This window comes from Nocardia camponoti, from assembly GCF_014646135.1.
Lineage (GTDB): Bacteria > Actinomycetota > Actinomycetes > Mycobacteriales > Mycobacteriaceae > Nocardia > Nocardia camponoti.
The window spans coordinates 417526-432041 of sequence record NZ_BMMW01000004.1 but is presented as its reverse complement, the minus strand read 5'-3'; the positions used below and the strand labels follow the sequence as shown (position 1 = coordinate 432041).

Sequence of the window (14516 nt, the reverse complement as noted above, 5' to 3'; positions counted from 1 at the left end):
CCACTAGCTTCGTAAGGGAAAGCGGATCAGGGGAAAGGAAATATCCTGTGACACAGCGGGTATTCGTCGTCGGTGTCGGCATGACGAAATTTGAGAAGCCGGGCCGTCGCCTCAATGACGACGGCAGCGTATGGGACTACCCGGATATGGCGCGGGAATCGGGCACGAAAGCGCTCGCTGACGCGGGGATTTCCTACGAGGAAGTCGAGCAGGCGTACGTCGGTTATGTCTACGGCGAGTCGACGTCGGGCCAGCGCGCGGTCTACGAGCTTGGCATGACCGGTATCCCGGTCGTGAACGTGAACAACAACTGTTCAACCGGGTCAACCGCGCTTTACCTTGCCGCGCAAGCGATTCGGGGCGGTCTCGCCGACTGCACACTCGCGCTCGGCTTCGAAAAGATGCAGCCGGGTTCGCTCGGCAGCACCTACGACGACCGCGAACAGCCGATGGCTAACCACCTGATGGCGCTCGCGGAAATCTCGGAAGTGCTTTTCCCGCCCGCACCGTGGATGTTCGGTGCCGCCGGTCGCGAGCACATGAAGGAGTACGGCACCACCGCCGAACACTTCGCCAAGATCGGGTTCAAAAACCACAAGCACTCGGTGAACAACCCGTTCTCGCAGTTCCGCGACGAATACACCCTCGACGAAATCCTCAGCTCGCGGACGATTTACGACCCGCTCACCAAGCTGCAGTGCTCGCCGACCTCCGACGGTTCGGGTGCCGCGATTCTCGCGAGCGAAGACTTCGTCAACAAGCACGATCTCGCTGATCAGGCGGTGGAAATCGTCGGTCAGGCGATGACGACCGACTTCAAGTCGACCTTCGACGGCACGGCGAAGAACATCATCGGCTACGACATGAACGTCATCGCCGCGCGCAAGGTCTACGACCAGGCCGGGCTCGGCGCCGACGACTTCCAGGTCATCGAGCTGCACGACTGCTTCTCGGCCAACGAACTGTTGCTGTATGAGGCCCTTGGTCTTTGCGCACCCGGCGAGGCTGCCCGGCTGATCGACGAAAACCAGACAACCTACGGCGGCAAGTGGGTCGTCAACCCGTCTGGCGGCCTGATTTCCAAGGGTCACCCGCTCGGCGCGACCGGGCTCGCCCAGTGCTCCGAACTCACCTGGCAGCTGCGCGGCACCGCCGACAAGCGTCAGGTCGACAACGTGACCGCCGCCCTTCAGCACAACATCGGCCTCGGCGGTGCCGCGGTCGTTACCGCATACCAGCGCGCCAACCGCTGACCAGCACAACCATTACTGAGGAGAACAATCATGGGCCACATTGAGAAGACCGCCACCCTCGCCGCTCCCGCCGAAAAGCTGATCGCGGTCATCACCGACCCGGCGACCTGGGGCGAATGGTTCACCATCCACGAGCGCTGGATGGTCGAGCCGCCGGTCAAGCTCGCGCCCGGTGCCGCGCTGACCGCCAAGATCTTCATGCTCGGCATGGCGAACAAGATGGAATGGGTCGTCAAAGAGGTCACCGACACCAAGCTTTCGCTCGCGGGCACCGGCATGGCTGGCGTGAAGGCCGATTTCACTTTCGCCCTGACCCCGGTTGGCGACGAGACCGAGGTCCAGGTTTCGGGCGACTTCGAAGGCGCGCTGATCAAGGGCGCACTCGGCAAGGCGGTGGAGAAGGACGGCTCGAAGCAGCTGCAGGCTTCGCTCGACAAGCTCGCCGCACTGGCTGCCGGAGCGTAACCATGTCTGACGTATTCGAATTCGACCGCGACGGCTTAGGCGTCTGGTCGGATCCGGAGCGTTTCGAGGTCATGCGTGAGCGGATCGCGGAGTACGCGGCGGCGACCAACGACCCGATCGCCGCGCACCTCGCCGGCGACGTCGCGTCGCCCGTCTTCGCGATCGTTCCCGCCTTCGAAGCGCTCATGATGCCCGCTGTCGAAGTTGTTCCGATGGACATCTTCGGTCGAATTACCCACGGCGAGCAGGACTTTCACTTCCACCGCCCGATCAAGCCGGGCGACGTGCTTGTGTCGAAGGGGCGCGTAATCGGCTGGGAGACCAAGTCGAGCGGCGCGCTGATCTACATCCACCTCACCTGCGAAGACGAGGTGAGTGGCGACATCGTCAATGAGCAGTATCTTTCGGCCTTCTTCCGTGGCGTTGACGCGGGCGAGAAGGTCGGTGACGCGATGCCGGTGGTCGCGGACTACACCGACATCAAGACGACGTCGCCGTTCGCCAAGGCGAGCCACCACGTCGATGACGACCAAACGTTCCGCTACGCACCAGCTTCGGGCGACCCGGTCCCACTGCACCTCGACGAGGACGTGGCCAAGGACGCGGGCTTGCCGGGCATCATCGCGCACGGACTGTGCACGATGGCGATGGCCAGCTGGGGCGTGCTCACCGAGGTCGCCAATTCCGACGTCGCCCGCGTGCGGCGCTTCGCGGTTCGCTTCTCGAAGTTCGTCTTCCCCGGCGACGACCTCGAAACCCGAATTTGGAACGTCGGCACCGCCGACGGCGTCACCACCTACGCGTTCGAGACCGTGCGCGGGACCGATGTGGTCCTGAGCAACGGGATCGCAGAAATCAAGGAGTCATAAATGGGTGCGTTGGAAGGACGCGTCGCCGTCATCACCGGCGCTGGACGCGGTATTGGTCGTGAGCACGCGCTGCTTTTCGCTCGCGAGGGCGCTGCGGTTGTCGTCAACGACCTCGGCGGCAGCAACAGCGGCGACGGTGCCGACGTTGGGCCCGCGCAGGAAGTGGTGAACGAGATCGTCGCCGCTGGTGGGCGCGCGGTCGCTAACACCGACAACATCGCGACGTGGGCGGGCGCTGAGGCGCTTGTCGCCCAGGCGATCGCCGAATTCGGCAAGCTCGACATCGTCGTCAACAACGCGGGCATCCTGCGTGATGGGTTCATTCCCGCACTGTCGGAGGCGGATTGGGACGCGGTTGTCGCGGTCCATCTCAAGGGTCACTTCGCGGTGATTCAGCACGCGTCGGCGTACTGGAAGGCCGAGTCGAAGGCGGGTCGCCAGCCGAACGCGGCGATTATCAACACCGCGTCGGCGTCGGGTGTCACCGTGCCGAACGCCGGTCAGGCCAACTATGGCGCGGCCAAGGCTGGCATTGCCGCGCTCACGCTGGTCGCCGCTGACGAACTCCAGCGCTACGGCGTGCGCGCCAACGCGATCGCGCCGATCGCGCGCACCCGCCTCACCCTCGCCACCCCCGGCATGGGCGCGTTGATGGCCGCCGAAGCCGCCGACGCCGAGGCCGAGGGCTCGTTCGACTCGTTCAGCCCCGCCAACATCTCGCCGCTCGTCGCCTACCTCGCGACCGAGAAGTGCCCGATCACCGGCAAGGTGTTCGCGGTTCAGGGCGGTGCGATCAGCGAGCTGGCCGGCTGGCACGACGTGAAGACCATCGAGACCGAGGAAGCGTGGACGATCGACGACATCTCCTCGCGCCTCCCGTAGCACGCCAATAATGGAGTGACACACCATGTTTGAGTGGTCTGAGACCGACGAGATGATCCGCGAATCCGTTCGCGCCTTCATCGACAAAGAAGTTCGTCCCCACATCGACGAACTTGAGCACGGTGACCTCCCGCCGTACGACATCATGCGAAAGCTGTTCGCCGACTTCGGCATTGATGTGATGGCGGGCGAAGCGGTCGACAAGATGCTCGCCAAGGAGCAGGCAAAGGCCGACCGCATCGCGGCGGGCGAGCCCGCACCGGAGAAGAAGAAGTCGGATTCCAAGGGTGGCGGGAACCCGCTCGCCGCCCAGGGCTCGATGGCCGCGGTCGTGATCAGCGAGCTCACCGGGGTCACCCTCGGTAGCGTCGCCGCCGTCGGCGTGAGCTTGGGCTTGGGCGCGGCGACCATCGCCGCGCGCGGCACCCTCGCGCAGAAGCAGCGGTGGCTCAAAGACATCGTGACCTTGGACAAGGTCGCTGCCTGGGCCATCACCGAACCCGACTCGGGCTCGGACGCCTTCGGTGGCATGAAGACCTACGTGCGCCGCGACGGGGATGACTACATCCTCAACGGCCAGAAGACCTTCATCACCAACGGTCCGTTCGCCGACACCGTCATCGTTTACGCCAAGCTCGACGAAGGCGACGGCGGCGACAAGCGCGAACGCAAGGTGCTCACCTTCGTGCTCGACAAGGGCATGGAAGGCTTCACCCAGGGCAAGCCGTTCAAGAAGATGGGCATGCACTCGTCGCCCACCGGCGAGCTGTTCTTCGACAACGTTCGCCTTTCCAAGGATCGCCTGCTCGGCGAAACCGAGGATCACAAGGGTGGCGACGGTCGCGAGAGCGCGCGGTCGAGCTTCATCGTCGAACGCGTTGGGTGCGCGATTCTGTCGATGGGCATCATCAACGAATGTCACCGGCTGTGCGTGGATTACGCGAAGTCACGCAAGCTGTGGGGCCAGGAGATCGGCCGATTCCAGTTGGTTCAGCTCAAGCTGGCCGAGATGGAAGTCGCGCGGCTCAACGTGGAGAACATGGTGTTCAACGCGTTGGAGGCGTTCGCGGCGGGCAAGATGCCGACGCTCGCGCAGGCTTCGGCGATGAAGTTGTACTCGACGCGGGCGGCGACCGACGTTGCGATGGAAGCTGTTCAGCTCTTCGGCGGCAACGGGTACATGGCTGAGTACCGGGTCGAGCAGCTCGCTCGCGACGCCAAGTCTCTGATGATCTACGCGGGTAGCAACGAGATTCAGGTGACGCACGTGGCAAAGGGCTTGCTCAGCTAAGGGCCCTATCGCCGCTGGTTTGGGCGCGGTCGCGCGGGCTATTGACGTGCGCACCGCGCCTCATCTAACTTTCTGATACACCCCGTCTCACATATCTAGGAGCCATCTCATGGCATCTGTCTCCGTTTCCACCGAACTGCCGGTGTCCCCCGAAGCCGCGTGGGCGCGGCTGAGCGACCTAGCCAAGTGGGACGAATGGCTCACCATCCACGAAGGCTGGCGCAGCGACCTGCCCGCCGAACTCACCGCAGGCGCGCGCTTCACCGAAGTTGTTTCGGTGATGAACATGGCCAACAAGGTCGAGTGGACCGTCGTTGAGGTGGAACCCAACAGCTACCTGCGCATCACGGGCAACGGAATGGCCGGTGTCACAGTCGAATTCGCACTGAAGGTCACGGCAACGGAGACCGGGACGAGCGCGGCCTTCGACGCGTCGTTCAAGGGTGCGATGATCGTCGGCCCGATCGGCAAGGCCGTTGCCAAGAACGCCGCCGCCGACCTCAAGGCGTCGATGGCGAAGTTCGCCGAGCTGATCGAGGGCACGAACTGACATGGCGCGCAACAGTTATGAACTTGGCGTAGGCGTTAGCGAGGACCACATCGCGCTCGCCGACGCGGTCGCGGGATTTGTCGAACGCACGATCACGGCCGAAGCGGTGCGCGCGGCGGTCGAGTCGAATGATCAGGCGAAAGCGCTGCCGTACTGGGACGCGCTCGTCGCGCAGGAACTGCTGAGCCTGCATGTGCCGGAATCGCTTGGCGGACAGGGCGCGGGGCTGCTGACGTTGGCTGTCGCGCTTGAGCCGCTCGGGCGCGGATTGCATACGGGTCCGTTTGTGCCGACGGCGTTGGCGAGTGGGGTGTTGGCGCAAGCGGGCGGGGCTTGGGCTGACGCTCAGTTGCCCGGATTGGTTGACGGGTCGCGCACGGGCGCTGTCGCGTTGACTTCGCAGCTCAACGGTACCTACCGCGACGGGGTGCTCGTTGTTGACGGGTTTGCCGATGGCGTGGTCGGGGCGGTGTCGGCCGATGTGGTGATCGCGCCGGTTGCTGTTGACGGTTCTGCTGTTTGGGTCGCGTTTGAAAACGTGGAACTCACGGTCAGCGCGCAGGACAACATCGACGTGCTGCGCGGAGTTGGTCGCGTGCGGGCCGATGCTGTCGAGGTGCCTGCTGAACGGGTGCTCGCGGTTTCGGCCGAGCGGGTGCGTTCGGTTGCCGCGGTGGTGTTGGGTGCTGAAGCGGTTGGCGTGATGTCGTGGGCGGTGTCGACGGCGAGTGAATACGCCAAGACGCGCGTGCAGTTCGGGCGGCCAATCGGGCAGTTCCAGGGCGTTAAGCACAAGTGCGCACAGATGGGCATCGCGTTGGAGAAGGCGCGTGCTGTCCTGTGGGACGCGGCGTACGCGCTCGATCGTGACGACGAAAACGCCGACTACGCGGCGGCGATCGCGGCGCTGATCATTCCCGACGCTGCGGTTTCGGTGGCGCAGGACTGCATTCAGGTCCACGGCGGCATCGGCTTCACGTGGGAGCACGACGCGCACCTGTACTACCGGCGCGCGCTCGCGTTGCGTGGTCAGCTTGGTACGCGTGATCAGCGTGCGGAAGCTGTTGCCGCTTATGCCCTTTCGGGCCTCGTGCTGTCGAGCGAACTGGAACTGCCTGCCGAAGCGGAGGAAATTCGCGCTGGCATTAGGGCGGAACTCGCCGAAATCGCGGCCATCGACGACGAGGACGACCAGCTCGTCGCCCTCGGCGACGGCGGCTGGAACCTGCCGCACCTGCCGCGCCCGTACGGCCGGTCGGCGTCGCCGCTTGAGCAGGTGGTGATCGCGCAGGAAATCAAGGCGTCGGGCATTCCGATGCCGCAGTTGCTGATGGGCACGTGGGCCGTCGGCGCGATCGTGCCGCACGGTGACGAGCGACAGAAGCGCGAACTTGTCGTCCCGACGCTGCGCGGTGAAGTGGTGTGGTGCCAGCTCTTTAGCGAGCCGGGCGCGGGTTCGGACCTCGCGAGCTTGACTACCAAAGCCGTGAAGGTCGACGGTGGTTGGCGCGTGACCGGCCAAAAGATTTGGACGACGGTCGCCCAGTTCGCGGAATGGGCCATGCTCATCGCGCGGACCAGCCCCGACAAGCCGAAGCACGAGGGCATCACGTACTTCGCGCTCGACATGTCGAGCCCGGGGATTACCGTGCGACCGCTGCGCGAGATGACCGGCTCGGCGCTGTTCAACGAGGTTTTCCTCGACGACGTTTTCATCCCCGACGAGAACGTTGTTGGCGCGGTTGACGACGGCTGGCACGTCGCGCGCACGACGCTCGCCGGTGAGCGGGTCGCGCTCAGTCAGAAGATGGAGGCCTACGCCACCGACGCTGACCTGCTGCGCTTCGCGATCGGCCGCGAGCTGTCGCCGGTTGCGCGGTACCGGGTTGGTGAGCTGATCGCGGAGAGCCGCGCGGTCGACGTGATCGGGTCGCGCGTTGTGCTCAAGCAGCTGTCGGGAATTGACGTTTCGACAACGTCGAGCGTTGGCAAGTTGCTTGGAATGGCGTTGGGCCAGGCGGTTTCGGAGTTCGTCGTCGCCGAACTAGGTGTCGCTGGCGTGGTTTCGGTGCCGGGCGAGAACAGTGATCATGCGATTGAACAGTTGATCGCTGGTCGCGCGACCACGATTTACGGTGGCACGACTGAGGTGCAGTTGAACGTGATCGGCGAGCGGATGCTTGGACTTCCGCGTGATGCGGCGGTTGCGGGGTAGGGGACGGCGCTGAACCGGGCGGTCGCCCTGGTGCTCGTGTAGGTTTTTCACGCGCGCCAGGGCGGACCGGTGTCGCGTTGAGCAAGCGGGGGATCGGTGATCAAGGCGCTATCGGGTGGCGAGCCAAAGATGGTGTCGCACTACCGAATTCTCGGCTTACTCGGCGCTGGCGGTATGGGTCGGGTGCTGCTCGGCGTCGCCCCCGACGGGCGGTTCGTCGCGATCAAACAGATCCACGCGCGGCTGCTCGATGAAAGAGACTATCGCGCGCGCTTCCATCGCGAGGTCGCCATCTCGACGCGCGTATCCGGCGCCTTCACCGCCGCCGTCGTTGACTTCGACACGAACGCCGAAACCCCTTGGCTCGCTTCAGTATTCATCGCGGGTGTCGGCCTAGACCGAGCGATCGAACAGTACGGCCCGCTGCCGGTAAGCAGTGTGCGAACCCTCGCGTCCGGGCTCGCATCAGCACTGCATTCGATCCACCAAACCGGCCTAATACACCGAGACCTCAAGCCCGCCAACGTGATTCTGGCAAGCGACGGTCCCCGCGTGATCGACTTCGGCATCGCGCGCGCGAACGAATCGGAGGAAGTCCTCACCGAGGTTGGCAGCGTGCTCGGTTCGCCGGCGTACATGTCGCCCGAGCAGGCGGGGGCCGACACGGTCACGGCGGCGAGCGATATTTTCGCCCTTGGTTCGTTGCTGTATATGGCCGCGACCGGGGTGAATGCCTTCGCCGCGACTTCCGCGCCGGTGACTCTGTTCAACATCGTGCACAGCGAACCCGACTTCGCCAAAGTGCCACCGCCGCTGCGCGAACTCATCGCGGGCTGTCTCCGCAAGAACGCTCGCGACCGGCCGACCGCTTCGCAAATCCTGGATTACCTGGGTGTCCTCCCGATGGCAAGCCCGTGGCCCGAGCCAATCCACCGCGACATCGCCGCACAGGGCGCGAGTCTGCGGGAGCTGACCGACGATCCCGAACGCACCCAGATCGTGCTGACGACGCCAGCCCCGACCGTGCCCGTAGAACGTCCAAAACGCCGACGTTGGCTGCTCATCGGTACGGCATGCGCCGCAGTAGTGGCGGTTGTCGCCGCATCAGCATGGGCAGTTTCGTCGCGCGGTGAGTCTCCCGCAGCCGCACCTGCGGCGGTAGCGACGCTGCCCACGCTCGCGCAACTGCGCGAAGTCGACTCGTGCGGCTGGTTGCAGCAGGCACTCGGGCCGACGCTGCCCGACGGCGCCGCGACCGGTGTGCGACGAAACACAGCGGAGTGGTCGTGGAAAACAACGTCGTCGTGGGGCTGCGACGGCAGCGCCGGGTCGGGCCGAATTACTGTCGAATTGGGCAGCGCGCTAACCGGTTTCGCGTCGACGCAACGTACGGTCGCGGGCCTCGACCTGCTTAGGCGTGGTCGCGACTGTGCGTTCGCGGTTGGCACCACGTGGGGGATCAGCGTCGACACCGGGGTAGCGGCTGACTGCGCGCTGGCCGAACATGTAATCGAGCGGCTCGTTGCCGCGCTGGGAAGCCTCGTCATCGACCCTGCCGCCGGGACGTCGTTGGCGTCGGTTGATCCTTGCGCGCTGATTAGCGGCGACGAGCTCAAGGTCGCCAACTCATCGGGACCGGCCGCGCCGACCGCACATACCTGTTCGTGGGGCGGTGATGGGCGGCTCCGGGTCGACCTGAACAGGAGAACCGACGCGGACGCCGGCACGCTCTATAACGGTAACGCGGTCGACATTGGTTCTGGACTGCTGGTTTACAACGCGAGCCTTCCGGGCGCGGGTTCCGATGCTGGATGTTCAACGGTGTACCGCTTTCGCGCCATCGATACTGGCACGCACGAATCAGTAGCCGTGGATCTCCACGGCGCCGCGCCAAGGGAAAAGCGCTGCCCAACGGGTGAAACCATCGTCGCGGCGCTGGTTCCGCGCCTTCCTCAGCGGTAGCGGCTATGTGCGCGAAATGCTAATTTACGCAACAGGATTGACATGACCAGTCGGTTTGACTGCTGGTCCGAGGGGGAATGATCGTGCGGTCTCGGCTGCGTCGCGTCGCGGTGCTGGCACCCATCATTGTTGGGTTACTCGTTGGGTGCGGCGGTGCGCCCGTCACACCGGATTACGGTGGCTACTCGATCGAGCGGGCCGAGCCGGATTACGACGCCGGGCAAAGTAGAGCGCGAGGGATCCTGGTTGAGTCCCTACGCCTCGGTGAGCGGATCAGCTTCGCCGACCAAATCGATCCTGACCTCACAACCACAGGCGGCGGCGGCGTTCTCGGTGATCACCGGAATCTCGTCCCCGGAATGAACCTTCTGTCGGGTGTCCAGAGCAACGTGGCAAGCAAGCTCGGCGTTCGCGGGTCCTTTGGGACTATCGCCAACAATGGTCGATCCAACGATCGAGAGGAGAAGTTCCTCTCGATCGCGCTGCTCGCCTTCGACAGCGAGGACGTCGCGAGGACAGCAACCGCGGATATGGCCCGCGCTGACTTCGAGCAAGGAGGCGACAATGTGTCGCTTCCGCTGCCGGAACATCCGGGCGCACTGAGCCATTACCGACCATCGGTGCCCACGGTTGGCAGCTGGCTGACCTGGAAAAACCTGGTTATTCGGGTGTACGCCAAGGTGCTTGAGCCGCGCCCCGAACTCCTCGCCGACATCTTGACCAAAACCTACCGAGCCCAACTCGCTGATCTGGACGGGTTCGTTCCGACTGCCCAGTCCGAACTCGCTAGCTTGCGGATCGATCCGGACAGGTTGCTCACCCGGATGGTGCGGACCGAGGAGCCCCAACTCAGTGGCGACACCGGACCCTCCACCTTCGCGGTTTACGGTCCGCGTGCCTTCTCCCTTCTCTCGCCTCATCCATCGGCCTTCCTCGCAAAGTTACGCGCGGCGTCGGTGTCGCAAGTCGCGGTGGCGCACAACAAGTACCTGTGGCATACGGCTAGCTCGCAAGCGGCCGAAGCCGAGGCGGCTCGTCTGGTCATCGCCACCGAAGGCGATTACCTCGCGATGGCAGGGGTGTCAGGGCTGCCGACGGTGTCGTGTGGCCAGCGGAAAATACCCGAGGGGCGCAATGCTCAGCCAAGCCGCCTCCGCTGCATCGTCCATCGCGGTCCCGACGTGGTGACTGTGCTCAGTTATCTAGCAGCGGATGCCCGGCAGCTCGCCGCCGCCCAGTACGCACTCCTCGGCCAGGACAGGTAACCGCTTATGCGACAACGTGATCGAAAAGACCCTGAGGCACTCGGTCGGTACCGCATCGTCGGTGTGATCGGCAGCGGCGGGATGGGCCGCGTGCTGCTTGGTCAAGGCCCGGACGGGCGGCTCGTCGCGGTGAAGCAGATTCATGCGGAGCTCACCAACGACTCCGAGTTCCGCGCAAGGTTCGAACGTGAGATTCATGCGTCAGGCAAGGTCACCGGCGCGTACACGGCGGGCATCGTCGGATACGAAGTTGACGCGGAAAACCCATGGCTCGCTTCGGAATACGTCGCGGGGCCGTCACTGCACGAAGCCGTCAACGACTTCGGCCGACTCAATCCGAGCGGGCTAAAGTTGCTCGCGATCGGCCTCGCGATGGCGTTGCTGGAAATTCATCGCGCGGGGTTGGTGCACCGCGACCTCAAACCAGGCAACGTGCTGCTCACCAATGAGGGACCACGCGTCATCGACTTCGGCATCGCGCGTGCGCTTGAGGGCGATGTCAGTCTGACCGCAACCGGCGCGGTGATCGGGTCGCCCGCCTACATGTCGCCCGAACAGGCTGAATGCCAAACCCTTACCCCAGCATCGGATGTCTTCTCTGCAGGCGCGGTGCTCGCGATGGCCGCGACGGGGGTCAGTCCGTTCGCTGCGGTCTCGACGCCACAGACGCTCTACAACGTGCTGTACGTGCAACCGGATACGAGCGGTATCCCCGAGCCGATGCGCGCGATGGTCGACTGGTGTCTGAACAAAGACCCGGGAAAACGACCTTCCCCGAGCGAATTACTTGATGCTGCAACACAACTCGATGGTGCCCCGGTGTGGCCAGTGCGGGTGCGTCGACGCGTCGCCGAATACGAACGGGACGCGCTCGCGTGGTCAACGGGCGAAGCGGCGCCGTTGACCGAGGAGCAACAGCCTTCGCGACCACGTCGGGAGTTTTCGCGGGTTCGGGCACTGGGCGCTGTCGTGATCGTGTCCGTTCTCGCGTTGCTCGGTTCACTTCTGGTCGGAATTGGCGTGAAGGGGAATGCGGTGGCGATGGCCGACCCGCCGCTAACGCTGACTGACCGCGAAGCGCAACTGCTCGACATGTGCGCGCTGTTGGAACCGGACGTCGTTGGCGAATTCGGCACCTTTGCGTCGGCACCACAGCCCTCGGACGTGACCAGTTGCTCAGTTGCGGTCGACGATCCAACTGGAAAGCGGGTCAGTTTCAAAGTGTCTACCGACTTCGGATGGGCCTATGACGACGCGATCTCGATGGGCAGCGTGCTCGCGTGGTTACCGGTGCAAGGCAACCGAAAAGAGGGCAGGACGTGCGACCGGTTCGTTCAGCTTCAGACCGGCCTGCGAATCCCGATCAACGTGGACGCATCTGGCCTGACGGACAGCTGCCCGATGGCTGAGCGCGTCCTTGCCGCCATCGTTCGCAGGCTGCAGGTCAATCCGCCGTTGCGCAAGGTCGCCGCTAATTCCACCCAGTTGCTGAACCCCTGCGCGATCATGGATCGAGAGATGAACCTGCGTGTTCTTGGTGACCCGGCGGCGAAGAACCCGATCGGCGCGCACGAGTGCTGGGTAACTGGCATAAACGGGGAATTCCATCTCGGGTTCGGGGTGCGGACCCGTAACGACAACAAAAAGCCGACCGGCAACTACGACAAGCCGACCGTCTTCGGCGGCAGGCATGGTCTTATTGATGACCGGGGCGGGTTTTGCGAATACACGCTAACAATCCTGCCGACGCACGACGAATTGGCCGAGCAGGCCGTAGCCAGATTTATCCCGTACGACACCGCGATCACCGATGGCTGTGACCGGCTTCGTACCGTCCTTAGCCCTGTACTCGCGAAGCTGCCGCAATCATGACCCTGATCAGCTCGTCGCCGTCGGACCCCACCCAGCTTGGGCGCTACCGGATCATCGGATCGACTGACCCGCAGGCCAACTTTCGCTTGCTGTTAGCGGCCGCGCCCGACGGATCGATTCGCGTTGTTGAACAGTCGTTGCCGCGCCTACTTGAGTCACCCGAGCTGCGGCCACGCTTTCGCCACGGTGCGGTAGCGGCCATGCGAGTCAGCGGACCGGGCAACGCGACAGTGCTGGACGTCGACGCGGATAACGAATTGCCCTGGCTCGCACGGTCATTCGTGCCATCTGTGCGACTCGACCGCGCTGTTGCGGAGTACGGACCGTTACCGGTCGATGCGGTGCGTGCGCTGGCAGCGGCGCTCGCGCGCGCCCTACAGGGGGTGCATGCGGCGGGCTTGGTGCATCAACGGCTTCGCCCCGACACGATCGCCATGACCTCGGACGGAGTCGAGGTTGCTGGCATCGACGTCCTCGCGGGTGCGAGTGACGTGCAGGTGCCGCCGGACTATCTTTCGCCGGAACAATCCGCTCATGGCGCGTTGGCTGCCTCGTCGGATGTTTTCGCACTGGGGTCCGTGCTTGCCTTCGCCGCCAGTGGGAAACCGCCGTTTGCCGAACCATCGGTGGCCAAAACCCTTTTCGCCATCACGCATCGGGATCCGGATTTGTCGGCGGTGCCGGAACCACTCCGTGAATTGATCGCGGCCTGTTTGCGCCGCGATCCGGCCGACCGCCCGTCACCTGCGCAGATCATCGCTTACGTTGGCACCGAGCACGCTGCCTGGCCGACGGAGATTCAGGCGAAGATCGAGGGCGCGGAGCGTGCGGTGTCGGCGTTGCTCGCCGCCGCACCACCGGTTCCGCTTGTTGATGTCGCGCCGGGCGCATCGGCGTTCGCCAAGACGATTCGGTTCGGCCGAAGCCGACTGGCGGCGTCGGGACGCTGGGTCAAGCGAAGCCCGGCTCGAACTCGCGCCGCGCTCGCGCTGGCTGCCATTGTTGCGTTAGTTGCCTCGGGTGCCCTCTGGCTGCCGGTGGACCACGAAGCAGTCGCTGCGAAACCGCCAACTATTTCTGTCGCCGAGCTGCGCCTTGTCGACTCGTGCGCTTGGTTGCGTTCGGCAATGGGCGACAGTGTGAACTGGCGAGAGGGGCCGAGCCGAACGGACAAGTGGCGATTCAAAGTGGACAAGTCGTGGCACTGCGACGCGGACGCGGACGAGCGGGTATACGACGACCGGATAACGCTGAAGCTTGGCGTCGACCTTCGCGAAGTGCCGCACAACCGCAAGCTCATCGACGGCGTGCTGGTGTATGTAGGGAACCCTAAGTCCTGTGAACGGGCTATCCCGGCCAGCGACGACGGTGGCAGGCTCGGCGTGCTGCTCAAGTTCGATACGACGTTGGCAGAGAAACAGGGGTGTGCGGTAGCCGACGACGTCGTCGCCGGACTGGCCCGCACCCTGCGTTCGGCACCGCAGAAGCAGGACGCGGCGATCTCGCTTTCGTCGATCGACCCGTGTGCGCTGTTGGATCGTGCGGAAGTGATCGCTGCGGTCCCGAGGCTGACCGAGGCGCCGACGTATCCGGAAGCGCGAAATGGGTGCACGTGGTACGGGAGTGCCGAGGTAAGCGTGACAATGATCCGCACCGACTTCATGACAACCGGCTCGGTGACGGTCGACGGAATTAGCCTGCTTACCGGCACCGAACCAACGGGACCAAGACTTGGCTGCTCCCGGATTTATCGACACCGCACGGTTGACGAAAAGAAGTATGAGGCCATAGAAATCACGATCGCTGGCCCACACGTTGACGGCAACACTGTCTGTCGGACGGTGGAATCACTGATGGTGAAGGCGGTACGTCAACTGCCGAAGCCGTAGCGG

Annotated in this window: 11 protein-coding genes; all 11 read left to right on the top strand. The window is 64.3% G+C overall.

Going from position 1 to position 14516, the window contains the following annotated elements; all coding sequences use genetic code 11:
• The first annotated feature begins 47 nt into the window (after positions 1 to 47).
• Positions 48 to 1253, top strand: a complete 1206-nt coding sequence (locus tag IEX78_RS20555) for a lipid-transfer protein (RefSeq protein ID WP_229684147.1) — start codon at positions 48 to 50, stop codon at positions 1251 to 1253.
• A 30-nt stretch (positions 1254 to 1283) separates the two neighbouring features.
• Positions 1284 to 1718: a type II toxin-antitoxin system Rv0910 family toxin gene (locus IEX78_RS20550; protein ID WP_188830644.1), complete on the top strand. Its 435-nt coding sequence runs from the start codon at positions 1284 to 1286 to the stop codon at positions 1716 to 1718.
• 2 nt (positions 1719 to 1720) lie between these two features.
• A complete protein-coding gene (locus IEX78_RS20545; RefSeq protein WP_188830643.1) occupies positions 1721 to 2587 on the top strand; it encodes a MaoC/PaaZ C-terminal domain-containing protein in 867 nt (288 codons plus the stop codon).
• Positions 2588 to 3469, top strand: coding sequence for an SDR family oxidoreductase (locus IEX78_RS20540; RefSeq protein ID WP_188830642.1), 882 nt, complete (start codon positions 2588 to 2590; stop codon positions 3467 to 3469).
• 25 nt (positions 3470 to 3494) lie between these two features.
• On the top strand, positions 3495 to 4760 hold the full coding sequence (locus tag IEX78_RS20535; protein ID WP_188830641.1) for an acyl-CoA dehydrogenase family protein: 1266 nt from the start codon (positions 3495 to 3497) through the stop codon (positions 4758 to 4760).
• A 109-nt stretch (positions 4761 to 4869) separates the two neighbouring features.
• Positions 4870 to 5310, top strand: a complete 441-nt coding sequence (locus IEX78_RS20530) for a type II toxin-antitoxin system Rv0910 family toxin (RefSeq protein ID WP_188830640.1) — start codon at positions 4870 to 4872, stop codon at positions 5308 to 5310.
• Between the two features lies 1 nt (position 5311).
• Positions 5312 to 7525, top strand: a complete 2214-nt coding sequence (locus IEX78_RS20525) for an acyl-CoA dehydrogenase family protein (RefSeq protein WP_188830639.1) — start codon at positions 5312 to 5314, stop codon at positions 7523 to 7525.
• Between the two features lie 96 nt (positions 7526 to 7621).
• Positions 7622 to 9487: a serine/threonine-protein kinase gene (locus tag IEX78_RS20520; protein ID WP_188830638.1), complete on the top strand. Its 1866-nt coding sequence runs from the start codon at positions 7622 to 7624 to the stop codon at positions 9485 to 9487.
• An 83-nt stretch (positions 9488 to 9570) separates the two neighbouring features.
• Complete coding sequence (locus tag IEX78_RS20515; protein WP_188830637.1) at positions 9571 to 10752, top strand: DUF7373 family lipoprotein; 1182 nt, start codon at positions 9571 to 9573, stop codon at positions 10750 to 10752.
• 6 nt (positions 10753 to 10758) lie between these two features.
• The gene (locus tag IEX78_RS20510; protein WP_188830636.1) at positions 10759 to 12624 is read left to right on the top strand and encodes a serine/threonine-protein kinase; all 1866 of its coding nucleotides are present in this window, start codon (positions 10759 to 10761) and stop codon (positions 12622 to 12624) included.
• Positions 12621 to 14513, top strand: a complete 1893-nt coding sequence (locus IEX78_RS20505) for a protein kinase domain-containing protein (RefSeq protein ID WP_188830635.1) — start codon at positions 12621 to 12623, stop codon at positions 14511 to 14513. The genes IEX78_RS20510 and IEX78_RS20505 overlap by 4 nt, the downstream gene beginning before the upstream one ends.
• Positions 14514 to 14516: the final 3 nt, after the last annotated feature.

Excerpts from the sequence above, each read along its gene's own strand:
- IEX78_RS20550 (WP_188830644.1), top strand. The coding sequence starts at position 1,284 with ATGGGCCACATTGAGAAGACCGCCACCCTCGCCGCTCCCGCCGAAAAG.
- IEX78_RS20545 (WP_188830643.1), top strand. The coding sequence starts at position 1,721 with ATGTCTGACGTATTCGAATTCGACCGCGACGGCTTAGGCGTCTGGTCG.
- IEX78_RS20540 (WP_188830642.1), top strand. The coding sequence starts at position 2,588 with ATGGGTGCGTTGGAAGGACGCGTCGCCGTCATCACCGGCGCTGGACGC.
- IEX78_RS20535 (WP_188830641.1), top strand. The coding sequence starts at position 3,495 with ATGTTTGAGTGGTCTGAGACCGACGAGATGATCCGCGAATCCGTTCGC.
- IEX78_RS20530 (WP_188830640.1), top strand. The coding sequence starts at position 4,870 with ATGGCATCTGTCTCCGTTTCCACCGAACTGCCGGTGTCCCCCGAAGCC.
- IEX78_RS20525 (WP_188830639.1), top strand. The coding sequence starts at position 5,312 with ATGGCGCGCAACAGTTATGAACTTGGCGTAGGCGTTAGCGAGGACCAC.
- IEX78_RS20510 (WP_188830636.1), top strand. The coding sequence starts at position 10,759 with ATGCGACAACGTGATCGAAAAGACCCTGAGGCACTCGGTCGGTACCGC.
- IEX78_RS20505 (WP_188830635.1), top strand. The coding sequence starts at position 12,621 with ATGACCCTGATCAGCTCGTCGCCGTCGGACCCCACCCAGCTTGGGCGC.